We start from the raw sequence: 16,049 nt of genomic DNA, 5'->3' as shown, positions 1-16,049 counted from the left end.
TCAACCCAGATGCTGCGCGAACCAATTGGCCGCGGCGCTGCTGGTGCGTTCGAAATGTTCCGTGTAAACCGAGTAGTGGCCGCCAGGCAGCAGCAGCAACTCCTTGGGCTGGTGCGCCGCGTTGAACGCGTCCTGCTGCAGGTCGGCCGGCGTCAGGCCGTCGCCGGTGGCGACGATCATCAGCAGCGGCGTGGGCGCGATGCGGCGCACATACATCCCGGGCTCATAGGCGCGAGCCAATTCCAGCGAACGCAAGGTGACTTCGTTGACCCATGCCGGGCAGCGGCGCGCTTCACCGGTCATGTAGTTGTAGGAATCCGGACCCGGATAGGCGACCGCCGCGTCGGGGTCGGCGTCGACCATGCGCAGCGTGGCCGGCGGCTGGCCCGCGTCGCGGGCCTCGCGATCCGCTTCGAACGCGGCCTGCAGCGCCTGCGCCTTGTCGTAGCGCACGCGCCGTTGCGCGGCCGAGAAGCCGCTGGTGGTGGGGACCTGGCTGACTACGCATTTGACGCGACGGTCTATGGCCGCAACCGTCAGGGCATGGCCGCCGCTATAGCTGCTACCCCAGATGCCGATGCGTTCGCGGTCCACTTCCGGGCGCCGGCGCAGATAGGAAATGGCGGACCGGAAGTCCTGGATCTGCCGCTGCGGATCGATCTCCTGGCGCGGCATGCCTTCGCTGCGGCCTAGATGACGGAAGTCGAAAGTCAGCGCGGCCAGGCCCTGGGCCACCACGGCAGCTGCGTACTCCTCCAGGTCTCCGCCCGCCACCATGGACCAGCCGTGCGCGAGCGCGACCGCCGCCACGGGACCAGCGGCATTCGACGGCAGGTAGAAGGTGCCGCGGACCAGGTCGCCTTCAACCATGAATTCAATCGGCTCTGCCGATCCTTTTGGACCTGACCTGTTTGGCATAGATGGACTCATGCCTGTCTCCTTGTCGCTCATCAATGAGCTAAGCTTTTATGAACAGGTCGAATTCTGCCCATCGGGCCACGCGCGAACAAGCGCTATTATTCACGCCATCAATCGTTATTTCCGATTAATAGAAGAACTGTCAATTTCCCCTCAGGTGCCCTGAAGCCATGGATCTACGCCAATTCGATTGCTTTCTGGCCGTCGCGGACAAACTGCATTTCGGCCGCGCGGCGGAGGCGCTGCACATGAGCCAGTCTTCCGTGTCGGAGGCGGTCAAGGCCTTGGAGAAAACGCTGGGCGCCCCCTTGTTCGAGCGCAGCAGCCGCCGCGTCGCGCTGACGCCGCTGGGCGAAACCCTGAAGCTGGGCGCGGGGCCGGCCGTCGTCATGTTGAAAGCCGCGCTGGACGACTGCAAGCGCCAGGCCGCGGGCAAGCCGCGCCATCTGCGCATCGGTTTCCTGGGCGGCGGCTTCTACGAGCTATACCGGCCCCTGGTCTCGGAATTCAAGGCGGCGCATTCCAACGTGGAGCTGGAGTTCGTGGAACTGACCTACGTCACCCACTACGCGGCGGTGGCCGACGGCTCGGTCGACGTGGCGTTCTGTCGCTTGCCGCTGGGCGCGGACGGCCTGTGCCATGGGCCGATAGTGCTGCGGGACCAGCGCATGCTATGCGTTCCGCTGGACCACCCGTTTGCCGCGGCGACCTTGCTGGACCCCGAGCTGCTGGCCGAGGAACGGCTGGTGCGCATGGTGCCGGGATCGGTCAACCAGGAATGGCAGGACTACCACTTTCCGCGCCATACCCCCAAAGGCAAACCCATCGGCGACGGCCCCGTGGTGCGCACCATCCGCGAAGGCATCGCCGCCGTGAACACGCGCGAGGGCCTGCTGATGCTGACCAAGCGCGCCGCCAGCTACTACGCGACGCCCGAGATCGCCTTCGTGGAGATAGACCTGCCCGCCATGCCCTCGGCCCTGGTGCGGCGGGTGGACGACCACCGGCCCATCCTCCAGGAACTGGAAGCCTTGCTGCTGCGCATTGCCGAGCGCCATGGCGTGGCGGCCTGATCCGGACCCTGAGGCCCGGATGGCCGCCAGGTTTCGAAGCGGATCAGCGTTGCGAATCCAGCGTTTCGTTGTTCTTCACCACTTCCTGCGCCTTCGCATAGCTTTCGATCAGCAGCTGGTAGGCCGGGAACACCTTGGTGTAGACCTCGGCCCACTGCATGGCGTCTTCGCGGTTCCAGGTCTTCTGCAGCTCGGAGGCCACGGCGGCCGTGTCCATGGGCACGACGCCAGCCTGCACCACGCGCGCCAGCGTGATTTCCTGCGCCATCTTGGTGTAGGTGCCCGAGGCGTCGATCACCGCGAACACTTTGTAGCCGTCGGCGACCGCGCTGATGGCCGGGAACGCCATGCACACGCTGGTAATGGTGCCGGCGATGATGAGCGTCTTGCGGCCGGTGGCCTTCACGGCGGCGACAAATTCGGGGTTGTCCCAGGCGTTGATCTCGCCCTTGCGCGCAATGTATTGCGCATGCGGCGCGTTGGCGTGGATCTCGGGAATCAGCGGGCCGTTCGGGCCTTGCGGCACGGAGGCGGTGGTGATGACCGGCATCTTCGTCAGCGTGGCCATCGAAGCCAGCGCGCCGGCGCGGGCGCGCAGCTCGGGCATGGGCATGTCGCCCACGGTCTGGAACAGGCCGCTTTGATGGTCGATCAGCAGCATGACGGCGTCGGCGGGATCGATGACGGGACGCTGGCCGTTGAAGTTGGCGGGTGCGGACATGGTGTACTCCTTGATTGAAAATCGACGGCGGTGTGCCGAATCAGAAGCCTTATGGCTGCACAAATAATAAAAATAGAACAAAATTGGCGAAAGACCCGTTTTTTGTTATCAGAGTCCTATTTTTGGATGTAAAGGAACGCGATGCAGGACCTCAACGATCTTTTCTATTTCGTGCAGACCGTCGAGCACCAGGGCTTCGCGCCCGCCGGACGCGCACTGGGCATGCCCAAGTCCCGCCTCAGCCGCAGGCTGGCCCTGCTGGAAGAACGCCTGGGGGTGCGGCTGATCCAGCGCTCCACGCGGCACTTCATGGTCACAGACATCGGCCAGACCTATTACGAACGCTGCAAGGCCATGCTGGCCGAAGCCGAGGCCGCGCAGGAAGTGATAGACGCGGCCCAGGTCGAGCCGCGCGGCGTCATCAAGTTGACCTGTCCCATCGCCCTGCTGCATACCCATGTGGGCGGGATGCTGGCGGACTTCATGCTGAAGTACCCGCGCGTGGTGATACAACTGGAAGCCACCAACCGGCGGGTCGACGTGCTGGGCGAGGCCGTCGACGTGGCGATACGCGTGCGGCCGCCCCCCTTGGAAGACAGCGACCTGGTCATGCGCGTGCTGGCGGATCGCGGGCAGAGCCTGGTCGCGAGCCCCGCGCTGGCCGCCGAATGCGGGCAGCCGGCAACGCCGGACGACCTGGGCGCCTGGCCCAGCCTGGCGCTCGGCTCGCCCAACCAGGCCTATCGCCTCGATCTGTACAAGCAGGATGGCCAACAGGCCACGGTCTCGCTGGCCCCCAGGATGATCACCACCGACATGATCGCCTTGCGCAACGCGGCGATGGCCGGCGTGGGCGTGGTGCAGCTGCCCACGCTGATGGTGCGGGAACAGCTGCAGGCGGGACAGCTGGTCCGGGTGCTGCCGGACTGGGCACCGCGGCGCGAACTGATACACGCCGTGTTCCCGTCGCGGCGCGGCCTGCTGTCGTCGGTCCGGGCACTGGTGGATTACCTGGCGGAGCGCTTCGGGCGGCTGCAGGAGGACTAGCCGGTGTTGCGGATGAAGTACTCCGGCATTTCCGGCCCCCACATGTAGAGCGCATCCTCTGGCGGATAGTCGCCGGCCGGCCAGTCGTATCCGGCCGGCACGTAATCGATGTGGGCCGAGTACTCCCAGAACGATCCCCAGGGATCGCGCACGTAGTAGAAGTAGTTCGAACCCAGCGTGTGGCGCGCCACACCCCAGCCTTCCGGGTAGCCCGCGGCCCGCATCTGCTCGGAGCCGCAGCCGACCTCTTCGATGCCCGGCACGTCCCACGCGCTATGGTGCCACCCGGGCGCGCGGTCCTGCACGAAGGCCAGCAGATGATGGTCCGAGCCGTGCCGCCCGTGCATGAAGGCGACGATATCGCGCGAGCGGTCCGACAGGTAAAGCCCCAGGGCCTGGGCGTAGAACGCCAGGCTGCGCTCCAGATCCGTGGTGAAGAGCAGGACGTGGGACAGCCGCGTCGGACTGACCGCGGCCCTTGCGGACCGGCCCAGCGCGCCGCGCTGGCCGGGCGCGATCTGCACGCACGCATTGCGGCTCTTGGTATGGGGCGTGGTCTTGGGCCCGGCCTTGATCTGCAGCAGATTGCCGTCGGGGTCCAGGCACCAGAAGCCCTCACCTGCCGCCGCGGCGCCCCGGGCCGCCGCCGCCGGCCGCGCGCCCTGGGCGTGGGCCTGCGCCTTGATGGCCTCGAGCTCGTCGCCATGACAGTTCAGGCTCAGGTACGCCAGGCGCTTGGGGCCTTCGCCCGCTATGCGCGCCCAGCAATGCTGGTCGCCCACGCAGCGCAATTCCAGCCCGCCCGCGGCCGGCCGGACGTCCAGGCCGAACGTCGTCAGGAATTTCCCGGCTTCCGCCAGATCGGGCACGATCAGGGCGAAATGATCGATGGAATGCACGCCGTAGCGCGCGGCATTGGCTTTGTTGAAGGACATGGCTCAGTCTCCCTTGGAACAGTGTCCGCTCAGGACAAAGCGGCTTCAGCCACCGCGCGCGCGCCCAGGCCGGCGCGGGCCCGCCGGCCCAGTATGCCTTGCAGGGCGTCCAGCAATTCCGCCGCCGCCCCATGCTCATCCGGCGCGGCATGTTTGCGCCAGGCCACATGGCGATCCGGACGCACCAGCAGGCAGCCCGACTCCGACACCTCGCGCAGCCGCGCCCAGTCGCCGTAGATATCCAGCACCTCGCAACCGGCCCCAATGCTGTACACCGCGATGTCGATGCCGAATGCGCTGGCGGCTTGCGCCGCAGCCGCGCGCCAGACCTGGTCCGTACGTCCGACCAGCAGGGCGAAGCGCCCATTCCCGGCCAGATCCAGCGTGGAAATACGGCGCCGCCCCTGTTCCACCCAGGCATGCGGCAAGGAAGCGCCCGGGAAGGTCGTGGCCTGGTGGTAGAGCTCGCTATCGCGCTCGGGCGGGCGGCGCGCACTGCCATCGGGCACGATGGCGGAAGACGCATACATCTGGCCAAGTTCGACGCCATGGCAGTTGAATTGGTAGTTCTGCAGCGCCACGGCCGCGTCCAGCTGCGCGCGGCGCTCGCGGCCGCGGTCGCTATCGCTGAACAGCTCATCCAGGTTGGCCCAGCCTTCCTGCGCCGACTGGCCCGGTGTGAAGCCGATGGCATCGGCGATGGCCTTCATGTCGTTCACGGACTTCATAGCCCGGTCCACCACGCCGCGCGCGACAGGCTGGCGCTCCTGGCTGTAGGTCTCAAGCAGGTCCGGGCCAGCCTGGCCCTTCAGGACCAGGGCCAGCTTCCAGGCCAGGTTGAAGCCATCCTGGATCGAGGTGTTGGTGCCCAGGCCGTTGGCCGGCGGGTGGCGGTGCGCGGCATCGCCCGCCAGGAACACCCTGCCCTTGCCCATGTCGCGCGCGGCGATATGGTTGATCTGCCATTTATTGGCCGACTTCACCTTCACGGGAATGTCCGGCACCCCGATCACGGCGCGCGCGCGCGCCACGATGGCGTCCTCGCTCAGGTCCGGCTCGCCCTTGGACTTGTCGTACATGGACAGCATGATCCATTCGTTCCAGGGCCGCACGCAGACAAAAGTGCCGCTGCCGAACCAATAGCTGTTGCCCGGTTCGGCCATCCAATAGAGTACCCCGGGGCGGTGCTGCACATAGGGCGTCAGATCCACTTCCAGCCAGCAGCTGATGGCCGCGCCCAGGCCCATTTCTCCGTCGAATTCAAAGCCCAGCTGTTTCGCCACCAGGCTGTTGCCGCCATCGGCGCCCACGGCGTACTGGGCGCGGACGCGGATTTCCTCGCCGCTGATCGTGTCCACCATCTCGGCGACCACGCCGTCCGCATCCTGGCTGATGGTCTTGAGTTCGGTATTGAAAAGGAATTGCGCGCCGTGCTCGCGCGCCGCCGTCAGGATGATGGGTTCCAACAGGTGCTGCGGGATGTTGCACATGGCGCAGGGGCTGGCCCGGTCATAATCGCCGCGCCGCTGGTCCCCGCCGCCCCAGGTTTGCAGGCGCGCCAACTCCTTGCCCGCAAAGCTGGTGGCCCAGACGTTGTTCAGCATCAGCGCGTTGGGCGTGGCCTGCGCCCGCACCCGGTCCTCGATGCCCAGGTCGCGCATGACTTCGATGGTGCGCTGGTTGGTGATGTGCGCGCGCGGCGAATTGGCGGTGCCCGGGTAACGGGTGATGGCCAGGGTCTGGATGCCGTACTTGGCCAGCAGGGCCGTCGCCGCCAGGCCGGCCGGCCCGGCCCCGACCACGAGGACGGGGATCTCGATTTCCTTCATGTCTCTCTCCAAATTCCTGCCAGGGCCGTTGCGGCCGGCCTCTGGCGGTATCCAATGCTGTTCTTGCCCCGCGGCTGGCGCTAGCGCTCCAAGGCAATGGGATTGCGCAAGGTGCCTACGCCTTCGATCGACACTTCGCAGACGTCGCCGTCCTGCATCAGCAGGCGCGGCTCGCGCGCCCAACCCACGCCCGACGGCGTGCCGGCCACGATAACGTCGCCCGCCTCCAGCGTGAATGCCTCGCTCAGCAGCGCAATCAGGGTAGCCACGTCGAAAACCATGTCGCGCGTGTTGGCCGACTGCACCACCTTGCCGTTCAGCCTGGTTTCCAACGCCAGGCCCGCGCCGCCCGGCGGCAGTTCGTCCGCGGTGACAAGCGCCGGACCGAAACCGCCGGTGCCGTCGAAGTTCTTGCCCACCGTCCACTGGGGCGACTTGAACTGGTATTCGCGCACCGAACCGTCATTGAAGACCGAATAGCCCGCCACGTGCTTGAGCGCATCCTCCTTGCTGATGTAGCGCCCGCCGCCTGACAGCACCACGGCCAACTCGCCTTCGTAATCCAGGGAATCGGAGGACTTGGGGCGGATCATGGGCTGTTCATGCGCGATCAGGCTGCTGTTGAAGCGGTTGAACACCGTGGGGTACGCGGGCTGCTCGAATTTGCTTTCCGCAGTGTGGTCCAGATAGTTCAGACCGATGCAGATGATCTTTCCAGGATTGGCCAGCGGCGGCAGGTATTGGATTTCCTGCAGGGCGTAACGCTTGCCGGAGGCTGCGCGCTCGCGCGCGAATGCGGACAGGTCCGCCTTTTGCCGCAGCAGATCCAGCAGTTCATGCTGTCCGAGGCTGACCACCTGGTCGCCTTCCTGGATGCCGAGATGCTGCTCGTTGCCGTGGGAAAAGCGTATGAATTTCATGATGAGCTAGACGTCCTTGATGAGCGATGAAGCGCCGCGCCGCATCCGCGGACCGGGCGCCGGGATCAGGCGGGATGGACGCTGCGGCATGCCCGTCCAACCTGCGGATCAGTATAGGCATTTTTATCTACAAATCAATAAAAATATATATTTATTGGTTTGTCGATTTTGAGCCCGGCGCGTAAAATTCGGGGGCCCAACCCGGATCTGTTCTTTCCATGCCCCAGCCGCTCGCCATCGACCACGCCCCTGGCCATGCCACGCAGCAACCCACGCAGGCGTCGGTGCTCACCACCGCCATCCAGGAAGACATCATCGCCGGCCGGCTGCTGCCAGGCTCCAAGCTCAAGCTGAAGGAACTGGCGCTGCGCTACGGCACGGGCGTGAACCCGCTGCGCGAGGCGCTCTCGCGCCTGGCCACCACCGGCTTCGTCAATGCCGAGGACCAGCGCGGTTTCAGCGTCAGCCGCACGTCCCGCGAAGAACTGCTGGACATCACCCAGACCCGCCAACGCATCGAGTCCGACGCGTTGCGCGCCTCCATCGCCAATGGCGACATTGAATGGGAAGGACGGGTGCTGGCGGCCCTGCACCGACTCAACCGCCAGGCGATGATGCTGGCGGATCCCGCCGGCCTGAACCCCGCGTGGGAACTGGCGCACGATGCCTTCCACGAAGCCCTGCTGTCGGCCTGCCCCTCGCGCTGGAGCATGCGGTTTTCCTTGATCCTGCGTCAGCAGACCGCGCGTTACCGCAACCTCTCGGTCATGGGGCCGGCGGAGGCCGACGCCCGCGACGTGCAAGCCGAACACGAAGCCATCGCCAAGGCCGCGCTCGCCAAGAACGCCGACCTGGCGTGCGCCCTTCTGTCCGAGCATCTGCGCGTCACCACCGCCCTGGTGCTCGAACACGCCGATCGCCTGGGGAACGCGCGCTAGGGTCTTTGCGGCTGCCAGTCCGCGGCGCTCAACGCCAACCGGAACCCGACATTGGACGCGCTGCTGTAGGGATCCTGGCCCTGCCTCGCGCTGACCCGGTAGCCTTCGCAATAGTCTTCGCTGCACAGGAAAGAGCCGCCGCGGATGACGCGCTTGGGCGCCTCGGGCCTGACCATGGCGGGATCGTAGGGGGCGGCGGGTCCGCCGGGATTGCGCACTCGCCGTTGCTGCGACTGCAGGCGGAACGCATCCGGCCGATACCAGTCGGCCACCCACTGCCAGGCATTGCCCGCCATGTCACGGACCCCGTAACCATTGGCCGGATAGCTGCCCGCCGGTTCGGTGCCCGGCATGACCTTGGGCGACTGCAGCGGAAACGCCAGGCCCGCGTCCCAGGTGCGCGCCATCGGCCTGCCGCCGGGCCGCAGGTCCGGGCCCCAGGCGAAGTCCGCCTGTTCCAGGCCGCCACGGGCCGCGTATTCCCATTCGGCCTCGGTCGGCAGACGCTTGCCCGCCCAGGCCGCATACGCCAGGGCGTCCTCGTACGACACCTGCACCACAGGATGTTCTTCCTTGCCGGCGATGTCCGAGCCCGGCCCCTGCGGGTGGCGCCAACTGGCGCCCGGCGCGAAACGCCACCAGCGCGCGTAGTCGTTCAGGTCCACGGGTTTGCTGTTGCCCACGAACACCAGCGCGCCTGGCACCAGTCCTGCGGGACGCGGCGTGCCCGCGGGCAGGTGCACGCGGATCGTGTCCCAGTCCGGCGTCCGCTCCGCGGTAGTCAGGTAGCCGGTCGCAGCCACGAACCTGGCGAAATCCCGGTTCGTCACATGGTCGCGATCGATCCAGAAGCCGGCCAGGCGCACCGGATGGGCGGGCCGCTCATTGGCCTGCGAGCGCGGGCTGTCGCTACCCATCAGGAAATCGCCAGCCGGAATCCACACCATGCCGGCGGGCCCGTGGCGGCCATCGCCCAGTTGCCCTGCCTGCGGCGCCGCGGCCGGCAGCAGATACGCCCCCGCCGCCGCAAACCCGCACAACAGCGCCGCCCCGGCCCATGCGCGTTTCTTCGGAAACATGGCCGGCTAGTGCTGGTCGACGATCTGGCGCGGCATGCCTTTGCGCCAGTCGAAGTAGTTGAAGAGCTGGTCCGCCAGATACTGCGTATCCCACTGGATGACGCGATTGGCCTTGCTCCAGGCTTCGTACTTGGCCGCCATCGCCTTGACGATTTCGGGGTGCCTGGCGGCCAGATCTTCGGTTTCTCCGCGGTCCGCATCGGTATCGTAGAGCTGCCAGCCGGCGGTGCCGAAGGGTTCCGGCAGCCAGCTCAGCTTCCACTTGCCCATCCGGTACTCCTTGTTCCCGAACAGCTCCGCGCCCCGCTCGAAGTCCGGCGCGCGCGCCGACGCCGCGCCGCCGTCCAGCACCTTGAGGAACGACTCGCCCTTCAGCGGTTCCAGCGGCACGCCCTGGCGCGAGTCGCCGCGCACCGCGCCCGTCATGGCCGTCACCGTCGGGTAGATGTCCTCCACGCCCAGGTAGCCGTCATTCATCGCGCCGGGCCTGGCCACCATGGGAGCCTTGACGATCAACGGCGAAATCGTGCCGCCTTCGGTCATGACCAGCTTGAAAAGCTTGAAGGGCGCGGAACTGGCGTATGCCCAGCCCGGGCCCACCCCGGCGAACGACCCCGGCGCGCCCATGTTCTTGAACGAGGTGTCGAACTCCTTGGCAATCCAGCTGCCATCGGCATTGCCCGGGTAGAAATCCATATACGCGGCTGAAGGACCGTTGTCCGAGAAAAAGAAGATCGCCGTGTTCTCATACTGGCCGCTGCGCTTGAGCTGGTCGATGACGCGTCCGACATTGCTGTCCAGGTTGTCCACCATGCCGGCGTAGATCTCCATGACGCGCTCCTGACGGGCGCGCTCCTCTGAAACCAGGTCCTTCCAGGGCGTGAACAGCGGCGCCGGCGCGGACATGCGCGTGCCGGCGGGGATGACGCCCAGGCGCTGCATGTTCTCGAACAGCCGCTGGCGGTGCACGTCGTAGCCCTCCGAGAACTTGCCCCGGTACTTGGCGATGTCGGCCTCGGGCGCGTGCAAGGGATCATGCACGGCCTGGAACGCCAGATAGCCGAAGAACGGCTTGCCGGCCTGCTGGGCAGCCTTCATGTAATCGACGAAACGGTCGGTATAGAGATTGGAAGAGAACTCGCCCGTGTCGCGCGCCACCGTCTTGTCGTCCTCGACAAAGCGGGTGCGCGGCTGCACCGCGAGCAAGCCCTTGTTGTCCCAGTGGCTGCCTCCCGGATTGATCAGGGCGAAGGAACGCTCGAATCCGCGCGCCCCCGGCAACTGCTCCGGCTTGCCGCCCAAATGCCACTTGCCCGCCATGAAGGTCGCGTAACCGCGCTCCTTGAGCACTTCGGCCAGCGTGTTGACGCGGTCGTTGAGCGAACCGATGTAATTGCCGGGATGCTTGTCCATCTCCGGGATGCGGTACTCACCCATGGCGCCCATGCCGGCCAGATGATTGTCCACCCCGGTAAGCAGTTGCGCGCGGGTCGGCGAGCAGGTCGGGTTGACGTGGAAATTGGTGAAGCGCATGCCTTCCTGCGCCAGTTGCTGGAGCGCGGGGGTCTGGATCAGGTCCTGGCCGAACGGCTGGATGTCGTTGTAGCCCAGGTCGTCGGCCAGGATGATGAGCACATTGGGAGGCGGCGGGCTGGCAGCCGGTACTGAGGTCGCGCATGCCATGCCAACCGCCAGGACGATCGCGGAAAAGCTTTTCACTCTTGGTCTCCAGAAACGCGGCCGGCGGCCGCTCGGGGCCGTCTTTGCGGCCTGTCGCGGCAATTCTACCAATTTATATATTTTTTCTACAATAAAGATATTTATAGTTTTGTAGATTGGATTGAATGACCCTCTCCGGGAAATAGGACTTTCCTGGCGCAGGCGTCGCCAGCCAGGTCAGGCTCAAGGCCCGGACCAGCGTGCCTGCCGATGTGCAGCAGGTCGGCCAGCGTTCCTTATTTAGGACGCATCGGACGGCGAACGGTGACTACCGCCGCCCCTGCGCTTACCCTATCTTCCCCGCCTGGCTCCATTCATCGCATTCTGCGTCCGCACGCGCCGGCCGCAGCCCAGGCAACTTGAACTTCCACCATTTCGCACTCATCCTGCTGGCCGCGCTGGCCGTCGCCACCGCGCAGGCCGCCGCAACCGCGCTGCCGTCCATCGACCCCTGGCGCTATTCCGAGGACTACAGCTACCTGGACGATCCCGCCCAGCGCACCGGTGCCTGGGACGAGGCCGGCAAATGGATCCGGCTGGGAGATTCCGCGGCGCTGACCTTGGGCGCCGAATTGCGGGCGCGCTACGAGCGTTACCGCAACAACGAATTCGGCGATGCGCCGGTACCCGACGAGGGCTACCAGCTCTATCGCTTCCTGCCCTACGCGGACCTGCGGCTGGGCTCGCGGGTGCGCGCCTTCGGCCAGTTGAGCCTGACCCACGCGCAGCGGGATGCCGGTTCCATTGGCCCGCCGGATGACACCGGCAACGATGTGCTGCAGGCTTTCGTCGACGTCTCCTTGCCCGGCGATGCGGGAACCTGGACCGCGCGCGCGGGCCGCCAGGTCATGGCCTACGGCAGCGAACGGCTCATCTCGGCGCGCTACGGGCCGAACGTGCTGCGCTCGTTCGACGGCGGCGCGCTCAGTTGGCAGGGCCAGGACCTGCGCGTGGACGGCTTCTACGTGCGCCCGGTGCGCAACGACCCGGACGACTTCAGCGACCGCGCCGATCCGCAGCGCAAACTGGCCGGCCTTTACGGCACCTGGTCCGAGCCCGCAGGCGCCGCCGGCCTGGACGCGTATCTGTTGTCGCTGTCCAGCGACTCGGCCCGCTACAACCAGGGCAGCGGCCCCGAGACCCGCAACGCGCTGGGCACGCGCTACTTCGGCAAACGCTCGGACTGGCGCTGGGACTTGGAAGCGGTGTACCAGTACGGCAGCTTCGCCGGCGCGCCGGCGCGGGCTTGGTCACTGGCCAGCGACGTCAGCTACACCTTCCGCGGCGCGCCGTTGCAGCCGCGCCTGGGCCTGAAAGCCAACATCATCAGCGGGGACCGCGACCCAGACGATCCCAAGCTGCAGACCTTCGCCGTCTTCTTCCCCAAGGGCAAGTACTTCGGCGAAGCGGGCCTGATAGGCCCTTCCAACCTGATCAATCTGCACCCTTCGCTCACGCTGGACCTGGGGTCCGGCTGGACGCTGGGAACCGCGGCCATCTTCTACTGGCGCCAGAGCCTGCGGGACGGCGTGTACGGCGTGGCCGGCAATCTGCTGCGCCCGGCCGGCTCCAGCCGTTCGCGCTACATCGGCACGCAGGCCGACGTGGTGTTGGGCTGGGAGGTGTCGCGTCACCTGAGTTTCGAAGCTGCCTACTCGATGTTCCGGCCCGGAAGCTTCATCCGCGATACGGGCCGCGCCGAGACCGTCCATTTTCTTGGCCTGGAAGCGCTATGGCGCTACTGAGCCCCATCGATGACCGGAGACCATCCATGAAAATAACCACCACCCTCGTCCTCGCCCTGGCCGCCGCGCTGCCCTACGCCGCCCACGGCCACGATGCGGACCTGGTGCTGCGCAACGGCCACATCATCACCATGGACGCGGCAGCGCCGCGCGCGACCGCCTTGGCGATCCGCGGCGAACGCATCGTCGCGGTGGGCGGCGACGACGCAGTGGCAGAGCACATCGGCCCAGCCACCCGCGAACTGGACCTGCAGGGCCGCACGGTGATACCCGGCCTCATCGACACGCACATCCACGCCATCCGCGGCGGCCAGACCTATGCATTCGAAACCTATTGGTACGACGCGCCCAGCCTGGTCGACGCCCTGGGCCGACTGACGCGCGACGCGGCCCGACGCCCGCGCGACCACTGGGTCGCCGTGGTCGGATCGTGGCATCCGCGGCAGTTCCGCGAACGCCGCGCGCCCACGCGGGCCGACCTGGACCAGGCGGTTCCGGGCCATCCCGCCTATGTGCAGTACCTGTACGACTACGCCCTGCTCAACAGTCGCGGCATCGAAGCCCTGGGTCTGGACCGCGTCGAGCCGCCGGAATTGCACGGCATCACGGTCGAGCGCGACGCGCAGGGCCGCGCCACCGGCAGGCTGCTCGGAGGCATTGGTCCGTTCAACGCGCTGTTCGCCCGCCTGAGCAACACGGCCGACCGTGCCGCCGGGCTGCAAGCCTTTCTGCGCGCCATGAACGCGCGCGGGCTGACGGGCTTCATCGATCCGTCGGCCGGCGCCGCCGAGGCCTACGAGCCGCTCTACGCGCTGCGCGACCGCGGCGCGCTCACGATGCGCGCCGGCTACCGCATCTCGGCCATGCGCGCGGGCGACGAGGCGCAATGGTTCCGCGAGATCATGGCATTCCGCCCGCCGCGCCATGACGATGGCCAGCTCGCTTTCCTGGGACTGGGCGAAAACCTGGTGTCCGCCATGAACGACGGCGTGCGCATGGGGCCGGGGTTCAACCCTCCGGCAGAAGCGCGCCAGGAACTTGCCCGCATCGCCCGCTACGCCGCCGAACGCCGCATTCCCCTGGAGATCCACGCCTACACCGATGATGCCGCCAGCGCCATCCTCGATGTGTTCGAGGAAGTCGGCCGCGACCACGACCTGCGGCCGCTGCGCTGGTCGATCGCCCACCTGAATACCGGCTCGCGGCGCACGCTGGAGCGCATGGCACAGCTGGGGCTGGCCTATACAGTGCAGATGGGTCCGTACTTCGAGGGCGAGGCGATACGCGCCGCCAATCCCAAGGGCGCGGAGCAGGATTCGCCGCCGGTGCGCACCGCGCTGGACCTGGGCCTGCCGGTCGCCGGCGGCACGGACTCCACCCGCATCGGCGTGGCCGGCGTCTGGCAGGCGGTCGAGTACCACGTCCACGGGCTAGCCATCGGCGCCACCGTGCAGCGCCAGCCGGACAACCTGCTGACGCGGGAAGAAGCGCTCGCTCTCTATACGCGCCAGGCCGCCTGGCTGGCATTCGACGAAGACGACCGGGGCCAATTGAACGCTGGCAAGCTGGCCGACCTGGCAGTGCTGGACCAGCCCTATCTGACGATGCCGGCCAACCAGATCCACGCCATCAATTCCGTCCTCACGCTGCTGGGAGGCAAGGCGGTGCACGATACCGGCGCGCTGTCGGCCGCGCCCGCGCGAGGTGGCAGGTAATCCGCAAAAGCGCGGTCACGCTGCCGACGCGGCGCCGCGCATCGTTTCATACCGACTCTTGGTGGAGCGCGGGAACCGCCTCCGCCTTCTCGGAGGCTTCGCCCAAACGCTCCCAGATCGCGTCGGCCACCGTTGCCGGCGCGATGGCGGCCATGTCGCCATCCACGGTGGATTGAAGAGGATGGAGCCAAGGCACATAGCGCATCGCAGGGGTAGCCCCGAACAATCCTATGGTCGGCAATCCGTGAGCCGCTGCAATATGCATGCCCATACTATCGTTGGACACAAATACCGAACAGCGCGCGATCAATGCCTGACTCTCGCATATGTCCGAGGCCTGCCGTGTCGCGTCCAGCACGACCATGGACTCAGGCAGCAAGGCGCAGATCTCTTGCGCAATATGCTGGACGTCGCGGCCGCCCACCAACATGAAACGCAGCCCGTTGTCCCGCGCATGCAAGATCCGCGCCACCTCGGCAAAAGCCCGGCCGCTATAGCGTTTGCATGGCACTGAGCCATTCAAACCGAATCCGATCATCCGCGACTGTGTCTGACACAATTGCATGGCCTTGCTGCTGGCCGACGCGGTACAGAACAGCGAAGGATAGCGCGGCTCATACTGGTAGCCCGCCTTGGCATACAGCAACGGCAGCCATGTATAGAAATCAGGATGCGGGGTCCCTTTGCGGCGCACCCAGATCCGATCCGTAAGAAGCGCCCCGAGATGCGGTTGGTGCATGCGCACGAAACCGATGCGCTGTGGAATCCCCGCCAAGCGGGCCGCCAAGGCAACGTGAGTACGGAAGGTAAAGAAAAACAGGGTGTCGTAGGCGTGGTCCGCCAATACCTGGCTCAGCCGTGTTACACGTTCCCAACCTCGTAGTCGATGCTCTGATCGCACCGATACGACTTCCCGCACGTAGGGCTGAGCGCGAAACAGTTCCTGCGCCGACTCGTCCTGAGTCATCAGCAATGAAACAGTCCCTCCAGTTTGCTCGGCGAGCGCCCGGACAAACACCATGCTGAGCACACCGTCGCCGATACCGCCGGAAATATAGATCGCACAATTGCGCGCGGAGCTGCACGAGACGGAGGGGGTTCTAGACATAACATCCAAAAAAATGTACCCACTGCTGCGGGGCCGTGCGCAAACGGTGCTCGTTCGTGCACGGGATATCGTGTCTGTGAGAGCCCTTGAGAGGTCCGGGGCGCGACGGCACGGTTCAGCTGAGAGTCAGCCAGAACACTGTGACACGTCATGGTTACAGGAATAGCGTGCAGACCCTCTCGAGAAGAGAAAGTTGGCAAGGAATTGTGAGCGGCCCGGCGCCACGGATCAGGCCGCCAGTGCTGTCCGGTTCGACGAAGACGGCCGCGGCCCCGCAGTACACGCGGGGCCGCGCGACGCCA

The 16,049-nt window shown here is 66.3% G+C and carries 13 protein-coding genes; 5 read left to right on the top strand and 8 right to left on the bottom strand.

Features of this window, described 5'->3' with window-relative positions:
• The gene (locus AXYL_RS15535; RefSeq protein ID WP_013393761.1) at window positions 1-870 is read right to left on the bottom strand and encodes an alpha/beta hydrolase; all 870 of its coding nucleotides are present in this window, start codon (window positions 868-870) and stop codon (window positions 1-3) included.
• A gap of 218 nt (window positions 871-1,088) precedes the next feature.
• Between AXYL_RS15535 and AXYL_RS15530 the strand changes: the two genes are divergently transcribed.
• On the top strand, window positions 1,089-1,991 hold the full coding sequence (locus AXYL_RS15530; protein WP_013393760.1) for a LysR family transcriptional regulator: 903 nt from the start codon (window positions 1,089-1,091) through the stop codon (window positions 1,989-1,991).
• Between the two features lie 43 nt (window positions 1,992-2,034).
• On the opposite strand, the gene AXYL_RS15525 is transcribed toward AXYL_RS15530, so the two are convergent.
• Window positions 2,035-2,712 (bottom strand): hydrolase, encoded by a 678-nt coding sequence (locus AXYL_RS15525; RefSeq protein ID WP_013393759.1) that lies wholly within the window; start codon window positions 2,710-2,712, stop codon window positions 2,035-2,037.
• A gap of 141 nt (window positions 2,713-2,853) precedes the next feature.
• Here AXYL_RS15525 and AXYL_RS15520 point away from each other — a divergent pair, with 141 nt between their 5' ends.
• Window positions 2,854-3,759, top strand: coding sequence for a LysR family transcriptional regulator (locus tag AXYL_RS15520; protein WP_013393758.1), 906 nt, complete (start codon window positions 2,854-2,856; stop codon window positions 3,757-3,759).
• Here AXYL_RS15520 and AXYL_RS15515 read toward each other — a convergent pair.
• The 3 genes from AXYL_RS15515 to AXYL_RS15505 all read right to left on the bottom strand — a co-directional run bounded on the left by AXYL_RS15515 (window position 3,756) and on the right by AXYL_RS15505 (window position 7,443).
• Entirely contained in the window at window positions 3,756-4,694 is a 939-nt protein-coding gene (locus AXYL_RS15515) for a VOC family protein (RefSeq protein ID WP_013393757.1), read from the bottom strand. The two genes, AXYL_RS15520 and AXYL_RS15515, sit on opposite strands and share 4 nt — an antisense overlap.
• Before the next feature lie 29 nt (window positions 4,695-4,723).
• Entirely contained in the window at window positions 4,724-6,523 is a 1,800-nt protein-coding gene (locus tag AXYL_RS15510) for an FAD-dependent monooxygenase (RefSeq protein WP_013393756.1), read from the bottom strand.
• Window positions 6,524-6,603: 80 nt separating this feature from the next.
• Window positions 6,604-7,443, bottom strand: coding sequence for a fumarylacetoacetate hydrolase family protein (locus tag AXYL_RS15505; protein ID WP_013393755.1), 840 nt, complete (start codon window positions 7,441-7,443; stop codon window positions 6,604-6,606).
• 218 nt (window positions 7,444-7,661) lie between these two features.
• On the opposite strand from AXYL_RS15505, the gene AXYL_RS15500 reads away from it, so the two are divergent.
• Entirely contained in the window at window positions 7,662-8,381 is a 720-nt protein-coding gene (locus AXYL_RS15500) for a GntR family transcriptional regulator (protein WP_013393754.1), read from the top strand.
• Here AXYL_RS15500 and AXYL_RS15495 read toward each other — a convergent pair.
• Both AXYL_RS15495 and AXYL_RS15490 read right to left on the bottom strand, forming a co-directional pair.
• Complete coding sequence (locus AXYL_RS15495) at window positions 8,378-9,460, bottom strand: formylglycine-generating enzyme family protein (protein WP_013393753.1); 1,083 nt, start codon at window positions 9,458-9,460, stop codon at window positions 8,378-8,380. The genes AXYL_RS15500 and AXYL_RS15495 overlap by 4 nt on opposite strands.
• A gap of 6 nt (window positions 9,461-9,466) precedes the next feature.
• On the bottom strand, window positions 9,467-11,179 hold the full coding sequence (locus AXYL_RS15490; protein ID WP_013393752.1) for an arylsulfatase: 1,713 nt from the start codon (window positions 11,177-11,179) through the stop codon (window positions 9,467-9,469).
• A gap of 359 nt (window positions 11,180-11,538) precedes the next feature.
• Here AXYL_RS15490 and AXYL_RS15485 point away from each other — a divergent pair, with 359 nt between their 5' ends.
• Window positions 11,539-12,924 carry an alginate export family protein gene (locus tag AXYL_RS15485; protein ID WP_013393751.1) on the top strand — a complete coding sequence of 462 codons (1,386 nt, stop codon included), beginning with the start codon at window positions 11,539-11,541 and terminating at the stop codon, window positions 12,922-12,924.
• A 26-nt stretch (window positions 12,925-12,950) separates the two neighbouring features.
• Complete coding sequence (locus AXYL_RS15480; RefSeq protein WP_013393750.1) at window positions 12,951-14,639, top strand: amidohydrolase; 1,689 nt, start codon at window positions 12,951-12,953, stop codon at window positions 14,637-14,639.
• A gap of 46 nt (window positions 14,640-14,685) precedes the next feature.
• Here AXYL_RS15480 and AXYL_RS15475 read toward each other — a convergent pair whose 3' ends face one another.
• Window positions 14,686-15,747, bottom strand: coding sequence for a glycosyltransferase family 9 protein (locus AXYL_RS15475; RefSeq protein ID WP_013393749.1), 1,062 nt, complete (start codon window positions 15,745-15,747; stop codon window positions 14,686-14,688).
• Between the last annotated feature and the right edge of the window lie 302 nt (window positions 15,748-16,049).

The sequence above is a fragment of the Achromobacter xylosoxidans A8 genome, from assembly GCF_000165835.1.
Lineage (GTDB): Bacteria > Pseudomonadota > Gammaproteobacteria > Burkholderiales > Burkholderiaceae_B > Achromobacter > Achromobacter xylosoxidans_B.
Note: the sequence above shows the minus strand (reverse complement) of the source record. Positions and strands in the feature narration are given on the sequence as shown.

What these genes read in the sequence shown, in the direction of transcription:
- AXYL_RS15520 (WP_013393758.1), top strand. Translation starts at nt 2,854, where the DNA reads ATGCAGGACCTCAACGATCTTTTCTATTTCGTGCAGACCGTCGAGCAC.
- AXYL_RS15525 (WP_013393759.1), bottom strand. Translation starts at nt 2,712, where the DNA reads ATGTCCGCACCCGCCAACTTCAACGGCCAGCGTCCCGTCATCGATCCC.
- AXYL_RS15500 (WP_013393754.1), top strand. Translation starts at nt 7,662, where the DNA reads ATGCCCCAGCCGCTCGCCATCGACCACGCCCCTGGCCATGCCACGCAG.
- AXYL_RS15535 (WP_013393761.1), bottom strand. Translation starts at nt 870, where the DNA reads ATGGTTGAAGGCGACCTGGTCCGCGGCACCTTCTACCTGCCGTCGAAT.
- AXYL_RS15515 (WP_013393757.1), bottom strand. Translation starts at nt 4,694, where the DNA reads ATGTCCTTCAACAAAGCCAATGCCGCGCGCTACGGCGTGCATTCCATC.
- AXYL_RS15495 (WP_013393753.1), bottom strand. Translation starts at nt 9,460, where the DNA reads ATGTTTCCGAAGAAACGCGCATGGGCCGGGGCGGCGCTGTTGTGCGGG.
- AXYL_RS15530 (WP_013393760.1), top strand. Translation starts at nt 1,089, where the DNA reads ATGGATCTACGCCAATTCGATTGCTTTCTGGCCGTCGCGGACAAACTG.
- AXYL_RS15510 (WP_013393756.1), bottom strand. Translation starts at nt 6,523, where the DNA reads ATGAAGGAAATCGAGATCCCCGTCCTCGTGGTCGGGGCCGGGCCGGCC.
- AXYL_RS15475 (WP_013393749.1), bottom strand. Translation starts at nt 15,747, where the DNA reads ATGTCTAGAACCCCCTCCGTCTCGTGCAGCTCCGCGCGCAATTGTGCG.
- AXYL_RS15480 (WP_013393750.1), top strand. Translation starts at nt 12,951, where the DNA reads ATGAAAATAACCACCACCCTCGTCCTCGCCCTGGCCGCCGCGCTGCCC.
- AXYL_RS15505 (WP_013393755.1), bottom strand. Translation starts at nt 7,443, where the DNA reads ATGAAATTCATACGCTTTTCCCACGGCAACGAGCAGCATCTCGGCATC.